Source organism: Amycolatopsis sp. NPDC088138 (genome assembly GCF_044741685.1).
Taxonomy (GTDB): Bacteria; Actinomycetota; Actinomycetes; order Mycobacteriales; family Pseudonocardiaceae; genus Amycolatopsis.
This window is the reverse complement of record NZ_JBIUTB010000009.1, coordinates 353,677-376,495: the sequence shown is the minus strand read 5'-3', so window position 1 is coordinate 376,495 and position 22,819 is coordinate 353,677. Positions and strand designations below refer to the sequence as shown.

Below are 22,819 nucleotides of genomic sequence, written 5' to 3'. Positions count from 1 at the left end.
CGTGAGGGGCACCCTCAGGGCTCCTGGGTCCCTGAGGGTGCCCCTCACGGCATTCCCAGCCACCCACCAGCGCTACCGGCGGGGCGGACACCCACCGGACAAGTCGTGAAGGTGCCCCTCACGGCTTTCCCGGCGGGGCGTCCCAAGTCCGTGAAGGCCACCTTGAGGGACGTAGAGTCCCTCAAGGTGGCCTTCACGGACTTTCCCTGTCAGGCCGCGGGGTCAGCCGGTGCGGCTGCGGCCGACCCGGTCGGCGGCCACGTGCAGCTCCCGCGCCCGGTACAGCTCCTCCGCCGCCCGCCAGGCCGCGCGGGCCCTCGCGGAGTCCGCCAGCTGCCGGTGGGTGTCGCCCAGTGCCGACAGGACGCCCGCCTGCCGGTAGGTGTTGTCCAGCGCGCGCCAGAGTTCCAGGGCCCGCTCGTAGTGCTCCAGTGCCCTCGGGTGTTCGCCGAGGTCGTTCGCGATCCGGCCGAGGCTTTCCAGGCTGTCCGCCTCGCCGTAGACGTCCTTGCGGCGCAAGGAAAGCGCGAGCGCCGTCCGGCAGTAGCGGCGGGCCTCGCCGTGGTGGCCGAGGTGGCTGTAACAGGTCCCGATCAGGCTCAGCGCGCGCGTTTCCCACTTGGTGTTGCCGAGCGTGCGGTACAGGTCGTGGGAGCTGAAGGCGCGGGTGAGCGCGCGGACGTGGTCTTCCTGCTCGTGCCAGGCCAGCGCAAGCACGTAGTGCACACCCGCCTGGCCGAGCAGGTCGCCGATCTCCTCGGCCAGCCGCAGCGACTCACCCAGGTGGTCCAGCGCCTCGGAAAACCGCCCCAGTGGCGCGTAGACGAGCCCGAGCCGCCGGTGGGCGCGGGCTTGGGCGGCCTGGTCGCCCAGTCGTTCGGCCGCGGCCAGGCCCGCTCGCCAGCATTCGATGTTGGCGTGCAGGTCGCCGCGGCGGTAGTGGAAGTTGTCGAGGGTCCAGGCGAGCTGCCACACCGCGGTGTCCCACCCCTGTTCCTCGGCGGCGGCGCGCGCGGCGACGACGCAGCGGTGGTTGGCGTCGAACCAGCCCATCGCCTCCTCGGCGTCTTCGAGCGGCCATGGCTCGCACCCGGGCGGGTCGAGGTCGATCGGCGGGTGCTGGTCGTCGAGCAGGCGGCTGCCGTGGTAGGCCGTGTGCAGGTGGAAGTCGACGACCCGGCGCAGCGCCGCGCGCCGGTCCGGCTCGGGTTCGCCGTCGAGCGCGGTGGTGTGCGCGTGCCGGCGGAGCAGGTCGTGGAAGCGGTAGCGGCCCGGCGCGTGCTGCTGCAGCAGGTGGTCGTCGACCAGGCTTTCCAGCAGCTGCTCGGCGTCGGCGAGGTCCAGCGCGGCGAGCGCGGCGGCGGCCGGGGCGTCGAAGTCCGGGCCCGGGTGCACCCCGAGCAGCCGGAACATGCGCTGCCGCGGGTCGTCGAGCTGTTCGTAGGACAACGCGAACGCCGCGGCCACCCCGCGGTCCCCCGCCGACAGCTCGGCCAGCGGCCAGCGGGCGTGCTGCAGCCGGCGCGCCAGGTACCGGACCGTCCACGCCTGGCGGGTGCGCAGCCGGGCCGCGGCGAGGCGGATGGCCAGCGGGAGCTGGCCGCAGTGGTGGACGACGTCCAGGACGGACGCGGCTTCGGCGTCCCCCCGGGCCTGGCCGACGACCCCGGTGAACAGCACCACCGCGTCCGCCTCGGGCAGCACGTCCAGGGAGACGACGTCGGCGGCTTCGAGGTCGACGAGACGGCGACGGCTGGTCACCAGCGCGAGGCTGCGCGGGCTGCCGGGCAGCAGCGGCCGGACCTGCGCGGCGTCGGCGGCGTTGTCCAGCACCACCAGCACGGACCGGGTGGCCAGCTCCGCCCGCCACAGCGCCGCCCGGGCGTGCTGGTCGGCGGGGATGCGGTCGGCGGGCACGTCGAGGGCGCGCAGGAGCGCGTCGAGGGCCGCCGCGGGGGACGTCGGCTCCTGGCCGGGGGTGTGCCCGTTCAGGTCGACGAACAGCTGCGCGTCGCGGTAGTGCCCGGCGAGGCGGTGCGCGGCGTGCACGGCCAGGGTCGTCTTCCCGACTCCGGCCATCCCGTCGATCGCGGTGACGACGGTGACGTCGGGGGCCTTCTCCCGGGCGGACAGCAGCCGGGCGAGCTCGGGTTCGCGGCCGGCGAAGTCGGGGATGTCGCCGGGCAGGTCGTTGCGCGCGGGCGCGGGCAGCCGGGTGACGACGCTCTGCGCCGGGCGCTGCCCGAGCAGCCGCGGGTCGCCGTCGAGCACCTGGCGGTGGATCTCGGCCAGCCGGGCCGAGGGGTCCAGGCCGAACCGCTCGACGAGCTGGGTGCGGGCGCGGGAGAAGACGTCCAGGGCGTCCGCCTGGCGGTTCGCGCGGTACAGCGCGATCATCAGCTGGCCCCACAGCCGGTCGCGGCCGGGCTCGCGTTCGGTCAGGCCGGTGAGCTCCTCGACCAGGGTGGCGCTCGCGCCGGTGGCGAGCTCGGCTTCGACGCGGTCCTCGGTGGCGGTCAGGCGCAGGCTCTCCAGCCGGGCGGCCTCGGACCGCAGAGACGCCACGCCGGCGAACTCCCCATAAGCATCACCACGCCACAGCGCCAAAGCCGAGGAAAGGATCTCGCGCGCTTCGACGTACCGGCTCGCCGCGAGGGCCTCGCGACCCGCGGCGACCTGCCGCTCGAACCGGGCGGCATCAACAAGGCCAGGCGATACCAGCAGCGTGTAACCAGCCGGGTGCGTAGTGATGAGTTCGCCGATACCGAGGGCAGCGGCCAACGGCACCAGGCTGCGACGCGCACGGGACACATAGGTCCGCACGGTCCGCCGCGCATCCGGAGGCGCATCACCACCCCACAAGGCTTCCACCAGCGCACCGACGCCGGTAACGCGGCCGGCGTTGACGGTCAGAAGGGCAAGAAGGGTCCGAATCCGGGTGCCGCCAAGAACCAGGGCACGCTCCTGCGCGCACACCTCGAACGGGCCGAGAACGCGAACCCGCGGCGGTCCATCGTCCTGCTCCCCAGCGTTTTCCATCTCCCAAAGGAGAACACGCCCCGCCCCCCGGATACACACCCGTTCAGGGCATTCAGGATTACCGGCACCCGGTCGGTCCACCGAAAAGCACCCTGCTGGCGGAAACCCCTACCCCACAACAAACCCCAAACGTCCACAAAGGACAGAAAACCCAACGGACAGTCACCGTCCAACCGCGATCCGACACCAAGCGGAACTTCTTAACCACGTCGACGCGAACCAGGACGAACAACAACGACAACGACCACCCACCAGACCAACGCAACCACGGTTGGGGGTCCGGGGGCGTGCCCCCGGCGGGGGTGTGGGGGCTCGCCCCCCACAGGACACAACGAGATGAGCCCCCGTTCGCGCTTTCCGCGAACAGGGGCTCACCAGCTAAATCTCGTGGGCGATACTGGGATCGAACCAGTGACCTCTTCGGTGTGAACGAAGCGCTCTCCCCCTGAGCTAATCGCCCGCGGTACGAACTCCGCTGAAGGGTTGGGGAACCCTGGTGCGCGATACTGGGATTGAACCAGTGACCTCTTCCGTGTCAGGGAAGCGCTCTCCCGCTGAGCTAATCGCGCGCTCCGGAAGTCCGTACTCGCAGAAGCATATCGGACGGTGTCGAGGGGGTTGCAGGGGGTTCGGTTTCGGCCGGTGTGACCGGGTCCACGCGGTAAACCGCCGTGACACGGGCCCCGCGGCCCAGGCAGACTGGGACGGAGACCAGCGCACACTTCCGACCGTCGCCGCCGGCGGCCGACAGGAGCTTCCACCCCGATGACCGACACCGTGCACACCGCACCCGCCTCCCGGACGGCCGCCCCGGCGGGCTCGGGGCTCCTCATCGGGGTCCTCGTGCTGTCGGCGTTCGTGATGATCCTGAACGAGACGATCCTGAGCGTCGCGTTGCGCGATCTGACGGTCGACCTGAACGTGCCGACGACGACGGTGCAGTGGCTCACCAGCGGGTTCCTGCTGACGATGGCGGTCGTCATCCCGACGACCGGGTTCCTGCTGGAGCGGTTCACCCCGCGGCAGGTCTTCGTCGTGTCGCTGACGGCGTTCAGCCTCGGCACGCTGATCAGCGCGCTGGCTCCCGGGTTCGAGGTGCTGCTGGCCGGGCGGGTGGTGCAGGCGTGCGGCACGGCCGTGATGCTGCCGCTGCTGATGACCACCGTGATGCGGCTGGTGCCGCCGCAGCGGCGGGGCGCGACGATGGGCACGATCACGATCGTCATCGCCGTGGCGCCGGCCATCGGGCCGACGATCGGCGGGGCCGTGCTGTCGCTGGGCTGGCGGTGGATGTTCTGGATCGTGCTGCCGTTGTCGCTGGCCGCGCTGGTGATCGGGCTGCTGCGGCTGCGGCTGGAGAGCGAGACGCGCCGGGTTCCGCTGGACGTGCCTTCGGTGCTGCTGTCGGCGATCGGGTTCGGCGGGCTGCTGTACGGGCTGTCGTCGACCGGTGAGGCGGGCGGTGCGGAGCCGCCGGTGCCGGCGTGGCTGCCGATCGTCGTCGGGGCACTTGCGCTCGTGGTGTTCACGTGGCGTCAGCTGCGCCTGCAGCGCCGGGACCGCGCGCTGCTGGACCTGCGGCCGTTCACCCATCGCCCGTTCGTGGTGGCGCTGGTGCTGACGGCGCTGCTGTTCGTGTGCCTGATCGGCGCGGCCGCGATCCTGCTGCCGCTCTACCTGCAGACGGTGCTGCACACCAGCACGTTCGTGAGCGGGCTGGCGGTGCTGCCGGGCGGGCTGGTGCTCGGGCTGCTGGGCCGGCCAGTGGGGGCGCTGTTCGACCGTGTGGGTGCACGCCCGCTCGTCATCCCGGGTGCGGCGGCCATGGCGCTGTCGCTGTGGCTGTTCACGCTGCTGGGGCCGACGTCGCCGCTGATCGCGGTGATCGGGATCCACGTGCTGCTGATGGCCGGGCTGGGCCTGATGATGACGCCGCTGATGACCGAGTCGCTCGGTGTGCTGCCCGAGCACCTGTACTCGCACGGCAGCGCGATCCTGTCGACGCTGCAGCAGGTGGCGGGGGCGATGGGGACGGCGTTGTTCGTCAGCGTGGCCACCCTCGGCACCGCGGATGCCACCGCGGGCAGCCCGGACGCGGCGGGACTGCGGACGGCGTTCGTGGTCGCCGGGTGCATCGGGCTGCTGGCATTCGGGCTCAGCTGGCTGATCCGCCGCTCGTCCGCGAGTTCCGGCAGCTAGACCCTGCGCCGCGGTGGTCGTGAGTGTTTAGAAGGGTTAGAGCACTCCTAAACACTCACGACCACCCGGCCACCACCTCCGGCGGGGCAGCTGGGTCACCTCTCCGGGGGCAGCATCCGGCCCAGCAGGGCACCCAGCCGGTTCCGTTCCGCCGGGGTGAGGTCGTGGGTCAGCGGCGCGAGCAGCGCCGCGATCTCCGCGCCGAGCTCGCCGGCGAGCCGGTGGGCCTGCTCGGTCAGGCCGACGCGCACCGCGCGCCCGTCGTCGTCGCTGGCCTCCCGCCGCACCAGGCCGCGCTTGACGGCCCGGTCGATCAGCCCGGTCACCGACGAGCGGTCCAGGCCGAGGTAGTCGGCCAGTTCCGCCATCTTCGGCGTGCGGTCGCGCAGGATCGCCAGCGCGCGCAGCTGCGTCAGTGACAGGTCGTGGGCGGCCGCCGCGCGGCTGAGCAGCGCCATCACCGTGAAGGACACCTGGACCAGACGGTCCATCACTTCGTCGGGGCCGGGTTCGGTCATGCCGCGACACTACCTTGAACTAGTTGGTAGTGCCAGCTAATCTAGTTGGCACTACCAATCAACTCCGTAGGGGGTCGCCATGCGCGCAGCGGTCGTCACGTCGTTCGGCACACCGCCGTCCTGCCAGGACTTTCCCGTGCCCGCACCGGAAACGCCGGACGAGGTGCTCGTCGACGTCCTCGCCGCCGGCCTGCACCCGCGGGTGCGGTCGCAGGCCGACGGCTCGCACTACACCGAGTCCGCCGAGCTGCCGTTCGTGCCCGGGATCGACGGCGTGGGCCGCGCTCCCGACGGCAGCCTGCGGTACTTCGTCCTGCCGGACACGGCGATGGGCGCGCTGGCCGAGCGGACGGTCGTGGACCTGCGCCGCAGCGTCGTGCTGCCCGGCGACAGCGACCCGGTGCTCGTGGCCGCGGGCATGAACCCGGCGATGTCGGCGTGGATCGCGCTGCGGCGGCGGATCGAGTTCACCGCCGGGCAGGACGTCCTCGTCCTGGGCGCGACGGGCAACGCGGGACGGCTGGCCGTCCAGGTGGCGCGGCACCTCGGGGCCGGGAGGGTCGTCGCCGCGGGCCGCGACCCCGGCCGTCTCGCGACCCTGCCGGGCCTGGGCGCCGACGTCGCGGTGTCCCTGGCCGACGTCGCCACGGAGGCCGCGGACGTCGACGTGGTCCTCGACTACGTCTGGGGCGAGCCGACCGCCGAGGCGCTGCGCGAGATCGTCACCCACCGCGCGGACCGGGCCCGGCCGCTGACCTGGATCGAGATCGGCTCGGTGGCGGGCCGGACGACGTCGCTGCCGTCGGCCGCGTTGCGGGCGGCGCGGCTGCAGCTGGTGGGCAGCGGCCAGGGCTCGGTCCCCGCGCGGGACATCGTCGCCGAGCTGCCCGCCCTGGCCGAGGAGATCGGCCGGGGCACGTTCCGGATCGACGCGCGCACCGTGCCGCTGGAGGACGTCGAAGCGGCGTGGAAAGACCCGGGCGACAACCAGCGGGTGGTGATCGTCCCGTAGTCCGTGAAGGCCACATTGAGGGACTCAGAGTCCCTCAATGTGGCCTTCACGGACCTTCAGACCAGGGGGTCAGCTTGATTTCGGGGTGGCTCGCACTCCGGTGTGCAGGTATCGCTCCCCCGTCGGCAGCTGGTAGAACGTCACCGACTGCCAGGACTTCGTGCCCGCCGGGCGCAGGGCGAAGTGGGCCGGGCCGATCGGGACCAGGGCGTCCTCGGTGCTCGGTTCCGGGACCAGCTCGGCGAGCGGGCCGGTGACCGTCTGGCGGATGCGCAGGCCCGACTCGCCTTCGAAGACCTCCGTGCGCACCGACTCCCGCTCGTACACCCCGAGGAACTCCGCGACGTCGACCGAGGGCGGTGTGGCCGCCGGGGTCAGCGGCTGCGGCATCGCGACACCCGCCAGCTCCGCGAAGATCTCGCGGTACAGCTCCTCGTACAGGTCGTGCGTGTTGCCGCCGTTGGCGAGCAGCGTGACGGCCAGGCCGGGTTCCGGCAGGATCCGCAGGAACGCCGACTGCCCGATCGTGTTGCCGTCGTGGCCGTAGACGCGGTGGCCGTCCCAGTCGAAGCGGATCCAGCCGAGGCCCCACGAGTCGCCGAGGGTGTACTTGTCGGGCATGTCCGCCTGGCGTTCGGTCATCGCGGTGGCGGACGCCGCGCTCAGCACGCGCGTGCCGTCCGGGCCGAGGCCGCCGGTCAGGTGCAGGCGGGCGAACGTCAGGACGTCCGCGGTGGTCGCCGTGATCAGGCCGGCCGGGCCCGCCGAGCGCGGCAGGCCCCACACCGGCGCCGGCTGCGGCTCGGCGTCGCCGGCCGCGACGTGGCCCATCGCCGCGCGGAACATCAGGGCCTCTTCGGGCAGGGTGCCCGTGTGCGTCAGGCCGAGCGGGGTGAACAGCCGCTCCCGCAGCGCCGCGTCCCACGTCTTGCCGGTCAGCTTCTCGATGACGCGGCCCGCGAGGATGAAGCCCGAGTTGCTGTACGACAGGGTCGCGCCGAGCGGGTGGGTCTGCGCGGCCTGGTCCAGCACCTCGACGTACTTCTCCACGCAGTCGTCGCCGCGGCCGGTGTCGGTGAAGACGTCACCGTCGATGCCGCTGGTGTGGGTGAGCAGGTGCCGCAGCGTCACCTGCTTGGTGACGTCGGGGTCGGCCAGCCGCAGCTCCGGCAGCACGTCGGCGATCGGCGCGTCCAGCTCCAGCAAGCCCTCGTCGACCAGTTGCATCGCGACGGTCGCCGTCCACACCTTGGTGATCGAGCCGATCTGGAACACCGAGTCCTCGGTGACCTCGACCCTGGTCGCCTTGTTGAGCACCCCGGTGGTCGCGAAGATCCGCTCGTCGCCGTCGAGGCGCAGGATGCCCAGGGACGCGCCGGGTACGCGGTGCTTGCGCGCGAGCGCGGCGAGGCGCCGCCGCCAGTGCGCGGCGTCGAGCGGCACCCGGCCCGGCGTGCCCGCGTGCTGCTCGACCCAGTCGAAGACGCGGCGGTTGAAGTCCGCGCGGTGCGAGGGTTTGCCCTCGAGGATGAACAGGTGGGACGCGCCGGGGTAGAGCACCATCCGGGCCGGCACCCCCTGCTCGCGCAGCGCCGTGAACCACTGCTCGGCCTGCCCGACCGGGCAGCGGTCGTCGTCGGCGCCGTGCACCACGAGCGTCGGCGTGCGGACGTGCCCGACCCGCGCCAGCGGTGATGACTCGGCGAAGTGCGCTTGGTCCACAGAGGACGCTCCGCCCAGCTCGGCGACGCCGAGGTAGTGCCCGCTGTCGGACGTGCCGGACATGCTGACCGCGTCGCTGACGACCCCGCCCGCGACGGCCGCGGCGAAGCGGTCGTCGTGGCTGGTCAGGTAGCACGTCATGAAGCCGCCGTAGCTGTAGCCGGAGACCGCGAGCCGCTTCGCGTCCGCGGCCCCTTCGGCGACGAGCGCGTCCAGCGGCTCGAGGAAGTCCTTGGCGTCGGCGACACCCCAGGCGCCGACGGCCGCGGTGTAGAACGCTTCGCCGTACCCGTCGCTGCCGCGCGGGTTGAGCAGCAGCACGGCCCAGCCGCGCGCGGCCAGCTGCTGGTGATACGAGTGCACCGGGTCGGCGGTGCCGTTCCACGCGTTGTGCGGGCCGCCGTGGATGTCCAGCAGCAGCGGCAGCGGGCCGGTGCGCTCGGGGTCGCGCAGCAGCCAGCCGTGCACGACTGTGCCGTCGGAGACGGTGAACTCGCGTTCCTCGTGCGTGAACAGTTCGACGTCGTTGGTGCCGTGCGAAGTGTGCACGTCAGGTGTTCCCCCGGCGACCCCGACCGTGGCGATCTCGCCGTACGACGTCGGCGTCGCCAGGACGACCGCCACGGTGTCTCCGGCGACGGAAACGTCCGACAGCGTGTTCCCGGTGCCCCCGGCCACCAGCCGCGGTTCGCCGCCGTCGACGCCGACCGCGTAGACGTGCGTGTAGCCACGGTCGCGGACGCAGAACACGACGGTCGTGCCGTCCCCGCTCAGCACCGGGACCGCGCCGGGATAACCCGGCCCGCCCGGCATCACGTTCCGGTCCAGCGGGGCGGCCAGGTCGACGGTTTCCCCGCCGTCCAAGGGAATCCGCAGCAGGCCGAGGTGACCGGGCGCGGTGTCGCGGCGGCCGACGACGAGCAGCGCGGCGCCGTCGGCGGTCCAGGTGACCGTGCCGGACATGCCGTCACCGGAGCCGGCCAGCCGCGGCTCGGCGAGGCGGTCGCCGGATTCGATGACGTAGGCGCCGGAGCGGAACGTCAGGTCCGCGTCGGCGTCCGGACCGGCGGGGAACGCCAGCAGGCCGCCATCGGGCGACCAGGCGGGATCGCCCGCGTGCCAGTCGCCCGACGTCACCTGCCGGACCTCGCCCGAGGCGACGTCGAGGACGTGGACGTGCTTGCGCAGGGTCCGCAGCAGCCCGGCGCCGTCGGCCTTGAAGTCGAGCCGGTCGGCGACCACCGGGGCGCCCGCGCGGCGGGCCCGGGCCGCGTCGTCGTCACCCTCGTCGGCGGACAGGTCGACCGGGGCGGAGAAGGCGATCTCGGCGCCGTCCGGCCGCCAGACCGGGCTGCCCGCGCCGAGCGGGAGCGTGGTGACCTGCTCGGGCTCGCCGCCGTCGGCGGGCAGCAGCCACAGCTGCGCCGGGCCGTCTGCCGCGCGCAGGAAGGCGATCCGCGTGCCGTCGGGCGACCACACCGGGGCGAGGTCGGCGTCCCCGCGGGTGAGCCGGCGCGCCGGGCCGCCGTCCGTGCCGACCTGCCAGAGCGAGCGCGTGTCGCGGTCCGCGTCGCGGTCGGCGGTGCGCACGACGTACACGATCCGCGTGCCGTCCGGCGAAAGCGCGGGGTGCTCGGGGAACTCGAAGGCGTACAGGTCGTCGGCGCTCAAGCGTCGGGTCATGCGGATCTCCTTGTGGGAAGGGTCGCGGCGAAGTGGCAGGCCGCGGTGTGGGGACGCTCGGCGGCCTCGGCGGCCGGGTCGGTGTCGAGGCAGACGGTGCGGTCGGTGTGCACGAGCGGGCCGATCGGGCACCGCGGGTGGTAGTGGCAGCCGGGCGGCGGGTGGTGCGGGTCGGCGGGTTCGGTGTCGGCCAGCGCGTCGTCCCCCGCGTCGTCGAGCAGGCCGCGGTGCGGCGACGGCGCGGCGGCCAGCAGGTCCCGCGTGTACGGGTGCTGTGGCTCGGTGAGCACCTGCTCGGCCGGCCCGGCTTCGACGATCCGGCCGAGGTACATCACCGCGACGAAGTCGCTCACGTACCGGACCACGGCGAGGTTGTGCGAGATGAACAGCATCGACAGCGCGAGCCGGCGCTGGACGTCGCGGACCAGGTTGAGCACGGCGCCCTGCACCGAAACATCCAGCGCCGAGGTGATCTCGTCGGCGATCAGCACCTTCGGCTGCCCGGCGAGCGCCCGGGCGAGGGCGACGCGCTGCCGCTGCCCGCCCGAGAGCTGGCCGGGCAGGGTCGCGGCGCGTTCGGGATCCAGGTTGACCAGTTCGAGCAGCCGCGCCACCTCGGCCCGGCGCCCGGCCGCGCCGCGGTGCGCACCGCGCGGCATCGCCTCGGTGATCGACTCGCCGACGGCCATCCGGGGGTCCAACGAGGAATACGGGTCCTGGAACACCATCTGCAGCGGCTTGCGCCGGGGCAGCCGCCGGACGTCGACGCCGTCGAGCAGCACCCGGCCGCCGCTGACCGGCGACAGACCGACCGCGGCCCGCGCCAGCGTCGACTTGCCGGAGCCGGACTCGCCGACCAGGCCGACGACCTGTCCGGAAGGGACGGTCAGGCTGACGCCGTCGACCGCCGTCAACCGTCCATAACGGACGCTCACCGTGTCGAACCGCAGTTCGCTCATGCGGCACCTTCCTTCCGTGACTGTCCGGAAAGGACACTCACCTGCGGGTGCCAGCACGCGACCCGGTGCGCGTCGGTGGCCGGCTCCAGCACCGGGTCCTCGGCCCGGCAGCGTTCCGACGCCAGGGGGCACCGGGGGGCGAACGCGCAGCCGCCCGGCACCTGGTCCGGCTCCGGCGGGCGACCGGGGATCACGGCCAGGGGTTCGTCACGGTCGGTGTCGAGGTCCACCGTCGTCGCCAGCAGCGCGCGCGTGTACGGGTGCTGGGCCGGGCGCCCGGCCGGCAGGTCCTCCACGACCCGGCCGGCGTACATCACCAGCATCCGCTCGCACGTCTGGGAGACCACGGCGATGTCGTGGCTGATGAGCAGGATCGCCGCCCCTTCCGCTTCGCGCGTGCGGGCGAGCAGTCGCAGGACCTGGCGTTGCACGGTGACGTCGAGCGCGGTCGTCGGCTCGTCGGCGATGACGAGCTTCGGCGAGCCCATCAGGCCCATGCCGATCATCGCCCGTTGCCGCATGCCACCGGAGAACTCGTGCGGGTACTGCCGGGCCCGGCGGGCGGCGGCCGGGATGCGCACCGCGGTCAGCCGGTCGACCGCACGCGCGAACGCCGCTCGCCGCGACAGGCCGTGGTGCTGTTCGGACACCTCGGCGAGCTGCCTGCCGACCCGGCGGGCCGGGTTGAACGACGTCATCGGGTCCTGGAACACCATGGCGAGCGACGTCCCGAGCTCGCGGTCGGACGCCGTCAGCAGCGGCGTCCCGGCGAACTCCAGCCGGTCCGCCGTCACCACGCCGGGCAGCTCGATCAGGCGTGAGACGGCCAGCGCCGTCAGGCTCTTGCCGGAGCCGGACTCGCCGACGACGCCGATCGCCTCCCCCGCGCGCACCGTGAAGCTCACGCCGCGCACCGGGACCGTCCAGCCACCCGCTCGGGGAAAGGCCACCTGGAGGTTCTCGACGACGAGCACCGCGTCGTCCGCCGGCTCCTCGACGACGGCGGGACGCGGCGTGGGCAGCGGGCCGGACGCGCGCCGGGCGGCGCGGGAGCGGACGCCGACCACGGCGGCCACCGTCTCCCCCACCAGGTTGAACGCCAGCCCGGCGAGCACCACGGCGACGGCGGGCGCGAGCGCGGCCACCGGCGTCACATAGATCCCGTCGAGGCCTTCGCGCAGCAGCCGGCCCCAGTCGTAGGCCGGGGCCTGCACGCCGATGCCGAGGAACGACAGGCCGGCGAAGGCGAGCAACGCCGACCCGGCGCCGATGGTCGCGTTCACCACCAGCGGTTCGCCGATGTTCGGCAGCACGTGCCGGGCCAGCAGCCGGATCCGGCCGACGCCGGAGACCCGGGCCGCGGCGATGAAGTCGCGCCCGGCCACCGACGCCGAGAGCGTCTGGACCAGCCGGGCGAACGCCGGCGCCATCGCGAACGCGATCGCCAGCACCGCGCCCTGGGTGCCCACGCCGAAGATCACCGCGAAGAACAGGGCCAGCAGCAGCCCGGGGAACGCGACGGCGATGTCGATCGCCGAGGTGAGCAGCCGGGCCGCCCAGCGGGGCAGCACCGACGGCAACGCCCCGAGGACGACACCCGCGCCGACGCCGATCACGGTCGCGAGCACCGCGAGGCCGACCGACAGCCGGGTCGCGACGAGCGTGCGCAGGAAGATGTCGCGGCCGAGGGAGTCGGTGCCGAACGGGTGTGCCGCGGACGCGCCCTGGCCGATCGCGTCGGTGTCGACCACCGCGGCGCCGTCGCCCCAGAACAGCGGCGCCAGCACCGACAGCGCGATCACCAGAACCAGCAGCACCGCCGAGCACGCGCCCACCGGCGTGCGCACGGCCGTTGTCCACACCGACCCACGCTTCGCTCGCATCGCCGTCACCTCAGCTCTCCCGGATCGTCGAGCGCGGGTCGAGCAGCCCGAGCACGACGTCGACCAGCAGGTTCACCAGCAGCACGCCGACGCCGTAGACGAGCACGATCCCCTGCACCAGCGGGTAGTCCTTCTGCAGGATCGACTGCACGATCGTCGAGCCGAGGCCCGGCCAGGCGAACACGTTCTCCACCAGCACCGTGCCCGCCACCAGGCCGGTCAGCATCAGCCCGCCCAGGGTCAGCGTCGCGGTCAGCGCGTTCGGCAGCGCGTGCCGGACGTACACCAGCCGCGCGGGCAGCCGCTTCGCCCGCGCGGTGCGGACGAAGTCGGCGCCCAGCACGGAAAGCAGCTCAACCCGGACGATGCGGGCGAGCACCGCCGCCGGCCCGATCGTGAGGGCCGCCACGGGCAGCACGTACGCGCTCGGGCCGTCGCCGCCGGCGACCGGGAACCAGCCGAGGCCGACGGCGAGCAGCGCCACCAGCCCGACCGCCACCAGGAAGTCCGGGATGGCGGCGAGCAGCACGCTCCCGGACGTGAAGCCCAGCTCGGTCCCGCGGCGGCGGCCGCCGCGGGTCAGCACCGCGAAGCACACCCCGACCGGGACGGCGACGACGATGACCACGACGAACGCCAGCGCGGCCAGCTGCAGCGTCGCCGGCAGCCGGTCGCCGATCACCTGGGTCACCGGCTGCCCGCTCGCCATCGACGTGCCGAAGTTCCCGGTGACCAGACCGTGCAGGTAGTGCAGGTACTGCGTCCACAGTGGATCGTCGAGGCCGAGCTCGGCGCGCCGCGCCCGCACCAGCTCGGCGGGCGCGGTCATCCCGAGCGCGGCCCGCACCGGGTCGCCGGGCACGAGGTGGATCATCAGGAACGCCGCGGTGACCAGTGCCCAGAGGGACACGGCGAACCGGGCCAGCCGGCGCCCGGCGAACGCCGGCCACGGGCTGCCCCGCAGGCCGGCGGGCGCCGTCGCCGTGGTCATTTCGCGTACATCCGGATCGAGGACGGCGTGACGGCGCCCTGGCTGATCGTGAACTTCGCGCCGCTGCCGTAGACCGCGGTCACGGAGTCGATGTAGGGCACCACGTCGACCTGCTTGATCAGGGCCGTCTCCGCGGCGTTCCAGGTCGGGCAGCTGGCTTCGCCGCTCATCGCGGCCGCCTGCTTCACGGCCTGGTCGTAGGCGGGGTTGGCGATGTGGCCGAAGTTCGTCCCGTCCGGCGCGGCCGGGCCGGACACGAACGGCACCAGCTGGCTGGGCAGCGTGAGCCCGAGCGGGCCGAGCGAGACCTCCCACTCACCGGTGCCGAACAGCACCTGGGACAGTCCCGGGCTGTCGACGGCCTTCAGCGTGACCTCGGCGCCGAGCGCCTTCCAGTTCTGCTGGAACAGCTCCGCCGTCGGGGCCATCGTCGGGCCGAGCTGCGTGCCGTAGATGACGTTCAGCGTCAGGCGCTTGCCGTTCTTCACCCGGACGCCGTCCGGGCCGGCCTTCCACCCCGCGGCGTCCAGCCCGGACGCGGCCGCGGCCGGGTCGTGGGCCGGCAGGTTGCCGGTGACGGTGTCCCCCGAGCACGCCTTGGGGTCGGCGGTGACCAGGCCCTGCGACGGCTTGCCCGTGCCGCTGGTCAGCACCTTGCCCAGCTGGGCGAGGTCGAGCGACTGCGTCAGCGCGCGCCGCACGGCTTCGTCCTCGCCGGGACGGCCCGCGGCCTGGTTGTAGTAGATCTCGCCCAGCGGCGCGTTGTAGTCCCCGTGGAACAGCTTGCGCGCGTCGAGGCGCTGGCGGTCCGGGCCGATGATCACCCCGGCGTTGAGCTCGCCCGAGAGCAGCAGGTTCGCCGCGGTCGAGGTGTTGGAGATGATCCGCAGGACGACCTTGTCGGGCAGGCCCGGCTCGGCCTTCCAGTCGCCGGGGCCCCAGGTGTAGTCCTTGCGGCGGGTGAGCGTGTAGTGGTCGTTCGGCACGGTTTCGGAGACGGCGAACAGGCCGGTGCCGCTCTCGCCCTTCGCCAGCAGCTTGCGGTCGGCCAGGCCCTTGCCGCAGACGATCGGCAGCCCGCCGACGTTGCGGAGCAGGAACGCGTCCGGCGCGCCGCTGGTGACGGTGATCGTGCGGGTGGCCTCGTCGGCGGTGGCCTTCGTGCCGGGTGCGATCGTCAGGCCGGCGTAGGGCGACTTGTTCGCCGGGTCGCCGACGAACACGATGTTCGCCGCGACGTCGGCGGCGGTCAGCGGGGCGCCGTCCGCGCAGGTGAGGCCCGGGCGCAGGGTGAAGCTGGCGGCGGTGGTCGACGTCGCCGTCCACTTCTCGGCCAGCTCGGGCAGGGGCTTGCCGTCCGCGCTGAGCTCGAGCAGGGAGTCGTAGAGGAACTTGTCGACCTGGCCGGTCACCGACAGCACCGACATGTGCGGGTCGAGGTTGCCCGGGTCGGAGCCGAGGGCGAGGGTGAAGGTCTGGCCGTCGACGGGCGTCTGGCCCGATCCGGCGTCTCCCGGTCCCGCGCAGGCGGTCGCCACGAGGGCGAGCCCGCCGAGCAGGACCACCGCGGTCCGTGTGGGGGTCATGGGGTTTCCTTCCGCAGGTGGTCCACGGCGAGGCGGGCGGCCGCGCCGATCCCGGCGTCGACGGCGGGCTGCCGTTCGTCGAGCGAGTCCGCGCGGGTGAAGACCGCGACGGCGAACCGGCGTCCGTCCGGAAAGGACACGACGCCGGCTTCGTTGCGGACGGCCGGCAGGGTGCCGGTCTTGGCCGCGATCGTGACGTCCGAACCGAAGCCGGACGAGATCCGGTGCGGCCAGATCTGGCGCGCCATCATCGAACGGACCTTCTCGCACGCCGCGGGTTCGGCGGCGCGGTCGGTCCAGACGGCGTCGAGCAGGGTGGTGACCTCCCGGGGTGTAGACGACGACGTGCGGTCCGGGTCGAGCACCGAGAGCTTCCACGTCTGCTCCGGGGTGGCCCCGGCGAACGCCGCGTCGAGGTCACCTTCGGCGCCCAGGTCGGCCATGACCGAGGCGAAGAGGTCCTCGCAGCAGCCGATCAGCCGCGTCCGATTGAGGTCCAGGTCGGCGAGGACGCGGTCGACGGCGGCCTGGCCGACCCGGTGGTAGACCACGTCGGTGGCGGCGTTGTCGCTCATGGTCAGCATGAACAGCGCCAGGTCGCGCCAGCTCATTTCGACGTCGTCCTCGCAGCCGGCGGTGCCGATCCCGCCGATGCGATAGCGCTTCCCGACCTTCGTCCGCTCGGTTTCGTCGAGGCGTCCCGCGACGACCTCCCGGGCGTAGGCGACGGCGACCGGGATCTTGAACACCGACGCCAGCACCACCGGCTCGTCCGCGCCGAGCGCCACTTCGCCCGGCCCGCCGCCGATCTCCCGCGCGTGGACGAAGCCGCGCGCGCCCGCCGCGGTGAAGACCGCGGCGATCTCGTCTTCGACACCGGTCATGCGCGCACCCGCCGGTCGGCGCGCCCGGTGTGCAGGTACAGCGCGTGCCCGGTGCCGTCGTCGCCGACGAAGGCGTGCGGGATGTACATGCCCTGCATCGGCTCGGCGAGGATCAGCGTGTCGCCGTTCATCGCGACCAGCTCGCTCTTCACCGGGCCGCTCAGCTCCGCGAAGATCCCCTTCGGGACGCGCTCGACCCAGACGCGCCCGTCGTCGTCCTGGCTGACCAGGATGTCCGCGACCGTCGAGGAGTACTCGCCGACGTACCGGGAGGCGTCGACCCGCGGCGCGGCCGGGTCGGGCACCGGCGGCGGGGCCAGCTCGATCCCGGTCAGCTCACGCAGGACGTGCCCGATGATCTCGGTGTAGAGCGGGATCGGGTCGCCGCCGTTGGTCAGCAGCGCGACGGCGACGCCGTGCTCCGGAGCGACCCGCAGGAACGACGCCTGGCCGATCGTGTTGCCGTCGTGGCCGACCAGGGCCCCGCCGGCCGAGTCGAACAGCGACCAGCCGAGGCCCCACGCGTCGCCCATCAGGCCGAGGTCGGGCAGCTCCACCAGGCGTTCCCGCATGGCGCGGGCGCTCGCCGCGCTCAGCACGCGGGTGCCGTCCGGGGCTTCGCCGTCACGCAGGTGCATGCCGGCGAACGTCGCGAGGTCCCGCGCCCGCATCGCGAGCATCGAGCCGGCCGGCGCGTTCGACGGCGCCAGCGCCCAGATCCCCGCGGGCTCCGGCTCGGCGTCCGGCTCCGGCGACAGGTGGCCCAGCGCGGCGCGGAACCGGATCGCCTCGTACGGGCTCTGCGCCGCGTGCGTCAGTCCCAAGGGGACGAACAGGTGATCGGCGAGGCACTGGTTGTAGTCCTTGTCCCGCAGCACTTCCACGACGCGGCCGAGCACGCAGAGCGCGGCGTTGTTGTAGGAGAACATCTCGCCGGGCGGGAAGAGCTGGGGCACGTCATGCAGCGTGGCGACGTACTTCTCGACGCAGTCGGCGCCCCGGCCGGTGTCGGTGAAGATGTCGCCTTCGAAGCCGGAGGTGTGGCACATCAGCTGCCGGACGGTGATCCGCGCGGCGGCCTCGTCGTCGGCGAGCACGAACTCGGGCAGGTACTTGCGGACGGGCTCGTCGAGCTCCAGCTTCCCCTCGTCGACGAGCTGCATCGCCAGCGTCACCGTCCAGACCTTGGTGACCGAACCGATCTGGAACAGCGAGTCGGCGTCCGCCTCGACGCCGGTCCCCTTGTTGAGCACCCCGGCCGCGCGGTCGAGGATCTCCCCGTCGGCGAACACCGCGACCGAGGCGGCGGGCACGTGGTTTTCGGCCAGCAGTACGGGAAGCCGGCGCTCGAGCCAGGCCCCGAGCTCGGTGAGTTTCGACATGGTTGCCTCTCGTCCGATGGTGAACCGGCGTTGCCGGCGATGCTATGACCTGCGCTTACCCCGCCGGTTCGTCGAATCCGACGAGTCCGGGGGAAACTTCCGTCGCGGCGGACGAACCGCTCAGGCGAGCCAGCTCTTCGCGGTGGTCACCTCGGCGAGGCGGCCCGCGATCGGCGTGACGCCGAGGCCGGGACCCGACGGCACCGGCAGGTGCCCGCCGGTCAGCACGAACGGCTCGGTGATGTCCTCGGTGTAGAACCGGTCCGACGCCGAGGTGTCGCCGGGCAGGGTGAACCCGGGCAGCGACGCCAGCGCGACGTTCGCCGCCCGGCCCAGCCCGGTCTCGATCATCCCGCCGCACCAGACCGGGATCCCGTGCGCGGCGCAGACGTCGTGCACCCGCCGCGCCTCGAGGTACCCGCCGACCCGGCTCGGCTTGATGTTGACGATCCGGCAGGCGCCGAGCCGGATCGCGTCGGCGGCCGAGCGGGCGGACACGACCGACTCGTCCAGGCAGATCGGCGTCCGGATGTGCTTGGCCAGCTCGGCGTGGCCGAGCACGTCCTCCTCTTCGAGGGGCTGCTCGATCAGCAGCAGCTCGAACGGGTCGAGCCGGGCGAGCTGCGGGATGTCGGACAGCGTGTACGCGGTGTTGGCGTCGACCTGGAGCAGGACGTCGTCGCCGAAGCGTTCCCGGACCGCGCGCACCGGCTCGACGTCCCAACCGGGCTCGATCTTGAGCTTGATCCGGACGTACCCCGCGTCGAGGTAGCCGCCGACGACGTCGAGCAGGTGCGGGACCGTTTCCATGATCCCGACGGAGACCCCGCACGGCACCGAGTCCTTTGTAGACCCCAGGGCGGTCGCGAAGGACACGCCGTGCGCGCGTAGTTCCGCGTCGAGCACGGCCATCTCCAGCGCGGCCTTGGCCATCCGGTGACCCTTGAACTTCGCCAGCAGCGGGGCGACCTTGTTCGCCGTCAGGTCCCCGGCCGCGAGGAGCGCCGGGACGAGGAAGGTCCGCAGCACGTGCTCGACGCCGTCGACGTACTCCGAGGAGTACAGGGGGTCGACCATCGCACCGCACTCGCCCCAGCCGTCGCCGTCGGAGGTGACCGCGCGCAGGAGCAGCAGTTCGCGCTCGGCCTGCGTGCCGAACGAGGTCCGGAACGGTGACACCAGCGGCATCCGGACCCGGAGGAGCTCCACACCAGTGAGTTTCACGACGACTGCTCCCTTGCCACGACGTAGAAACCGGCACGATCGAACCCGATGACCTCGGCGCCTTCGGCCATCAGGCCGCCGAGCGCCTCACGCAGCGCGACGCGCCACGACCGGCCCAGGTCGGGGTCGGCGCGGCGGAGCGCTTCGATGTCCGGCGGGACGGCGACGAGCACCACCGGCGCGTCCGCGCTCCCGGTCACCGGCCCGCCGCCGGGTCCCACGGCCAGTGCGGTCGACGCGCCACGCGCCCGCAGCGCCCCGGCGTCGAACCGGGCCGGCTCGCCGAGCGCGGCGGCTCGCACCGCCGGGCTCGCCAGGTCCCAGGCGGCCATGATCCGGTCGGTGTCGCCGCCGCCGTTGATGGTGTCGTGCATCGGGCCGTAGAAGTTAGGCAGGTAGTACTCGGGGCGGGCGCCGAGCTTGGTCAGGTTGAAGTGGGCGTTGCGCCGCACGAGCGGGTCGAAGGTCCAGGAGATCTCCGGGACGCCCTGCGCCAGCGCCCAGGCCCGCTGGTGCAGCTTGAGCGCGAAGCCGAGGCCCCGGCCGAGCCCGGCGGGCAGCACCCCCGCGATGTGGCTGTGCAGCCCGCTTTTCGCCGGCCGGCCGAAGAAGCCGAAGCAGGCACCGAGCAGCCGGGGGCCGTCGAAGGCCCCGGCCACGTAGTTGCCCGCCGTGACCATCGCGCGGAGCAGCTCGGAGTTCACCGGCTGGCTGCCCGGCCCGGGTTGCCAGATGGACTCGAAGAGCAGGGCCGCGGCGGTCAGCTCCGCGACCTCGACGAGCTCGCGGACTTCGGTGCCGGATGCGGCGGCGGCGGTGGCGGCCGCGGTGTTCGCTTCGGCCACCTCGTCCCGCACGGACGGGGCCGTGTTCGTCACAACGTCAGTCACGGGACCATCCTTTCCGGACAACGCCGGCGCGTCACCGTTGTCCCGCACCGGATTCGCCCCCGGTGTTGGTCGCGGCGGACGAAGATCCCTTGGCCAGCAACGTCTTGGTCAGGGTGACGAGCAGCGCGGTGCGCGGGAGCAGTTCGGCGACGAGGACGTGTTCGTTGTCGGCGTGGGCGCCGCCGCCGACCGCGCCGAGACCGTCGAGGGTCGGAATCCCCAGTCCCGCGGTGATGTTGCCGTCGGACGCGCCGCCGACCGACGCGCCCGTGAGCGTGCCGCCCGCCAGGGAGTTCGCCAGTTCGAACAGGTCCGCCGACGCCTCGGCGTCCAGCGGCGCGCGGTTGACCGCGCCGGCGATCCGGATCCGCGCGCCCGCCAGCGCGGGGCTCAGGTTCCGCACCGCCCGGTCGACGCGGTCCTGCTCGGCGGCGTCCCAAGCCCTAACGTCGACCGCGACACTCGCGGCGGCGGGCACGGTGTTGCCGGTCGTCCCGGCCGTGAGCACGGTCGGGACGACCGACGTGCCCCGGTCCGGGTCGGCGAGGTCGGCCACCGCGAGGATCTGGTGGGCGATCTCGATCCCGGCGTTGACGCCCTTCTCCGGTTCGAGCCCGGCGTGCGCGGCCCGGCCTTCGACCTCGATCCGGTACTGGGAGACGCCTTTGCGCCGGGTCTTCAGCGCGCCGCCGTCGGCGGAGGCCTCCAGGACCAGCACCGCCCCGCAGCTCTTGGCCTCTTCTTCGATCAGCGAGCGGGACCGCGGCGCGCCGATCTCTTCGTCGCCGGTGATCAGGATCGCCAGGCCGGTGCGGTCGGCCAGGGCCGCCGCCGCGTGCAGGGCCATCACGACGCCGGCCTTCATGTCGAAGCAGCCGGGTCCGCGCAGGACGCCGTCCTCGACCGAGAACGGGTGGGTCCGCAGGGAACCGAGCGGCCACACGGTGTCGTGGTGCCCGAGCAGCAGGACCCGCGGCGGGCCGTCGCCGAACCGCCAGCGCAGGTGCGTGCAGCCGTCGACGACGATGCGCTCGGGCTCGGCGCCCAGCAGGCGGCGGCCGATCTCCGCCACGACTTCGGCGCTTCGGGCGACGGCGTCGTGGTCCTGCGAGGGCGACTCGCATTCGACGAGGGTCTTGATGTCGGCGAGGAGGTCGTTCACCGCGGCTCACCCCGCAACGGCTTCCCGGGGAGCGCGTCGGTAAGCAGCTCGCCGTCGCTGACCACGGGAGTCCCGCCGACGTACAGGTGCCGGACGCCCCGGGACGGCCGGGTGGGGTCGGCGTAGGTCGCGGTGTCGGTGAGCGTCGCCGGGTCGAGGACCACGACGTCGGCGTCGGCGCCGACCCCGAGGTGGCCCTTGCCGCGGGCGGCGGGCGCGACGTCGTCGAGCAGCCGCGACGGCAGGTGGGAGCAGCGGCGGAACGCTTCGAGCCAGCTCCACTCCCCCGCCTCCCGCACCATCAGGCGCAGGGTCTTGGCGAAGGTCCCGGCGGCGCGCGGGTGCGTCGTGCCGCCCGGCGGGAGTGGCCACTCGGTGGTCTCGGTGCGGCCGTCCCGCCAGTACACGGGCATCGCGTCGCTCGCGACGATCGAGTCGGGGAAGGCGAGCGCCTGGTGCAACAGCGCGCGGTCGCGGGGGTTGTCCTCGTCGAGGAACTCGAGAAGGCAGGGCGCGCCGGGGTCGGCTTCGCGGAGCTGACGCAGGCGGGCCGCGTCCGCGACGCGCTCGCCGGTCTCCAGGATCACCACGCTCGACGGGCTGAGTCCCTTGAGCCGCAAGCGATCCGGGTCGATGAACGCGGCGCCGACGGCCGTGCTGCCCGCGCCGTACGGGTACGCCTCGACCGTGACGCGGGAGCCCGCGCCGCGGGATTTCTCGAGCGTGGCCAGGACGCGGTCGATGTGGTGGCCGGAGGTGCTGTTGACGTGGCAGTGGTGCATCGCGGCGCCGGTCTCGGCCGCGGCGACGACGAGCTCCTCCGAGCCGTCGACCGGGATGGCCGGGTCGACCTCGATCAGCTCGCGGACGTGGGTGTAGGTCGGCACGCCGGCCCGGGCGGCGAGGTGGGCGACGGCGAGGAACTCGCCCGGCTCGGTGGCCGGCGCGTACCCCATCAGGATGCCGATGCCGAGCGCGCCCGCCGCCAGCTCACCCTCCAAAAGGGACAGCCAGGCGGCCAGCTCCTTCGCCGACGAAGACCGTTGCCACACCGGGTTCCCGAGCACGGCGAGACCGCTCTCGATCTGCGCGTCCGGATCGATCCCGGCCAGCACCTGCGCGCGGGCCCCGCTCCAGGACGCCGAGAAGCCGTAGTGCAGCGGACGCCCGGCCGCCGCGGCCTCGGTGTAGGCCCGCTCGATGGGCATCAGCCCGGCTTCGAGGTCGAGGGCGGTGGTGACGCCGTCCATCGCCTGCAGCCGCTGCCCGGCGATCGAATGGACGTGGCTGTGCAGGTCGACGAACCCGGGCCCGACGACCAGCCCGACGACGTCCACGACGGTCTCCGCCTCGAGCCCGCTGCCGACGGCGGCGACCTTGCCGCCGTCCAGGAGCACGTCGGTGACCCCGTCGAACCCGGTCCCGGGGTCGACGACCCGGCCGCCCCGCAAGAGTGTCCGCACCGCTGCGCCTCCTCGTCGTCACGTACTGGGGTCGTGGCGACGATAGGAGGGTTTCGGGCGGTGCCGTTGGTCCGCGGCGACGAACCGGCGGGGCCCGGTCCATCCGCGCGGACGAACCCGCGGCTCCCCGGGTCCCGAACGCCCCAATGTGGCCTTCGGTGCGTCTGACCCTTGGGTGCGTGTGACGCAACCAAGGCCGCTTTGGGGCGCTTGGGCCGAGCC

Annotated in this window: 15 protein-coding genes and 2 tRNA genes; 2 read left to right on the top strand and 15 right to left on the bottom strand. The window is 73.1% G+C overall.

The annotated features are described in order from the left end of the window. Nucleotides 1-222: 222 nt before the first annotated feature. The 3 genes from ACIOD2_RS46155 to ACIOD2_RS46145 all read right to left on the bottom strand — a co-directional run bounded on the left by ACIOD2_RS46155 (nucleotide 223) and on the right by ACIOD2_RS46145 (nucleotide 3,608). Nucleotides 223-3,039, bottom strand: coding sequence for a BTAD domain-containing putative transcriptional regulator (locus ACIOD2_RS46155; RefSeq protein ID WP_400552013.1), 2,817 nt, complete (start codon nucleotides 3,037-3,039; stop codon nucleotides 223-225). Nucleotides 3,040-3,427: 388 nt separating this feature from the next. Continuing rightward, a tRNA-Val gene (locus ACIOD2_RS46150) sits at nucleotides 3,428-3,499 on the bottom strand. A 34-nt stretch (nucleotides 3,500-3,533) separates the two neighbouring features. Then, a tRNA-Val gene (locus tag ACIOD2_RS46145) sits at nucleotides 3,534-3,608 on the bottom strand. A gap of 196 nt (nucleotides 3,609-3,804) precedes the next feature. On the opposite strand from ACIOD2_RS46145, the gene ACIOD2_RS46140 reads away from it, so the two are divergent. After that, entirely contained in the window at nucleotides 3,805-5,238 is a 1,434-nt protein-coding gene (locus ACIOD2_RS46140) for a DHA2 family efflux MFS transporter permease subunit (RefSeq protein ID WP_400552012.1), read from the top strand. Nucleotides 5,239-5,333: 95 nt separating this feature from the next. Here ACIOD2_RS46140 and ACIOD2_RS46135 read toward each other — a convergent pair whose 3' ends face one another. After that, nucleotides 5,334-5,756 carry a MarR family winged helix-turn-helix transcriptional regulator gene (locus ACIOD2_RS46135; RefSeq protein ID WP_400552011.1) on the bottom strand — a complete coding sequence of 141 codons (423 nt, stop codon included), beginning with the start codon at nucleotides 5,754-5,756 and terminating at the stop codon, nucleotides 5,334-5,336. 79 nt (nucleotides 5,757-5,835) lie between these two features. On the opposite strand from ACIOD2_RS46135, the gene ACIOD2_RS46130 reads away from it, so the two are divergent. After that, nucleotides 5,836-6,768, top strand: a complete 933-nt coding sequence (locus ACIOD2_RS46130; RefSeq protein WP_400552010.1) for a zinc-binding alcohol dehydrogenase family protein — start codon at nucleotides 5,836-5,838, stop codon at nucleotides 6,766-6,768. Between the two features lie 69 nt (nucleotides 6,769-6,837). Here the strand turns inward: ACIOD2_RS46130 and ACIOD2_RS46125 are convergent, their stop codons facing one another. From ACIOD2_RS46125 to ACIOD2_RS46075, 11 genes are all read right to left on the bottom strand, one after another. Next, the gene (locus ACIOD2_RS46125) at nucleotides 6,838-10,173 is read right to left on the bottom strand and encodes a serine hydrolase (RefSeq protein WP_400552009.1); all 3,336 of its coding nucleotides are present in this window, start codon (nucleotides 10,171-10,173) and stop codon (nucleotides 6,838-6,840) included. Further along, nucleotides 10,170-11,132 carry an ABC transporter ATP-binding protein gene (locus ACIOD2_RS46120; RefSeq protein ID WP_400552008.1) on the bottom strand — a complete coding sequence of 321 codons (963 nt, stop codon included), beginning with the start codon at nucleotides 11,130-11,132 and terminating at the stop codon, nucleotides 10,170-10,172. Before ACIOD2_RS46120 ends, ACIOD2_RS46125 begins: the two co-directional genes overlap by 4 nt. Continuing rightward, nucleotides 11,129-13,015, bottom strand: coding sequence for a dipeptide/oligopeptide/nickel ABC transporter permease/ATP-binding protein (locus tag ACIOD2_RS46115; protein WP_400552007.1), 1,887 nt, complete (start codon nucleotides 13,013-13,015; stop codon nucleotides 11,129-11,131). Before ACIOD2_RS46115 ends, ACIOD2_RS46120 begins: the two co-directional genes overlap by 4 nt. 10 nt (nucleotides 13,016-13,025) lie before the next feature. Beyond that, a complete protein-coding gene (locus tag ACIOD2_RS46110; RefSeq protein WP_400552006.1) occupies nucleotides 13,026-14,006 on the bottom strand; it encodes an ABC transporter permease in 981 nt (326 codons plus the stop codon). After that, nucleotides 14,003-15,592, bottom strand: a complete 1,590-nt coding sequence (locus ACIOD2_RS46105) for an ABC transporter substrate-binding protein (protein ID WP_400552005.1) — start codon at nucleotides 15,590-15,592, stop codon at nucleotides 14,003-14,005. The genes ACIOD2_RS46110 and ACIOD2_RS46105 overlap by 4 nt, the downstream gene beginning before the upstream one ends. Then, nucleotides 15,589-16,476: a serine hydrolase gene (locus tag ACIOD2_RS46100; protein ID WP_400552004.1), complete on the bottom strand. Its 888-nt coding sequence runs from the start codon at nucleotides 16,474-16,476 to the stop codon at nucleotides 15,589-15,591. Before ACIOD2_RS46100 ends, ACIOD2_RS46105 begins: the two co-directional genes overlap by 4 nt. Next, complete coding sequence (locus ACIOD2_RS46095; protein WP_400552003.1) at nucleotides 16,473-17,858, bottom strand: serine hydrolase domain-containing protein; 1,386 nt, start codon at nucleotides 17,856-17,858, stop codon at nucleotides 16,473-16,475. Before ACIOD2_RS46095 ends, ACIOD2_RS46100 begins: the two co-directional genes overlap by 4 nt. A 120-nt stretch (nucleotides 17,859-17,978) precedes the next feature. Further along, entirely contained in the window at nucleotides 17,979-19,082 is a 1,104-nt protein-coding gene (gene menC / locus ACIOD2_RS46090; protein ID WP_400552002.1) for an o-succinylbenzoate synthase, read from the bottom strand. After that, nucleotides 19,079-19,972, bottom strand: a complete 894-nt coding sequence (locus ACIOD2_RS46085) for a GNAT family N-acetyltransferase (protein ID WP_400552001.1) — start codon at nucleotides 19,970-19,972, stop codon at nucleotides 19,079-19,081. The genes menC and ACIOD2_RS46085 overlap by 4 nt, the downstream gene beginning before the upstream one ends. Nucleotides 19,973-20,003: 31 nt before the next feature. Further along, nucleotides 20,004-21,134: a M20 family metallopeptidase gene (locus tag ACIOD2_RS46080; RefSeq protein ID WP_400552000.1), complete on the bottom strand. Its 1,131-nt coding sequence runs from the start codon at nucleotides 21,132-21,134 to the stop codon at nucleotides 20,004-20,006. Beyond that, on the bottom strand, nucleotides 21,131-22,597 hold the full coding sequence (locus ACIOD2_RS46075) for an amidohydrolase family protein (protein ID WP_400551999.1): 1,467 nt from the start codon (nucleotides 22,595-22,597) through the stop codon (nucleotides 21,131-21,133). Before ACIOD2_RS46075 ends, ACIOD2_RS46080 begins: the two co-directional genes overlap by 4 nt. Nucleotides 22,598-22,819 lie beyond the last annotated feature (222 nt).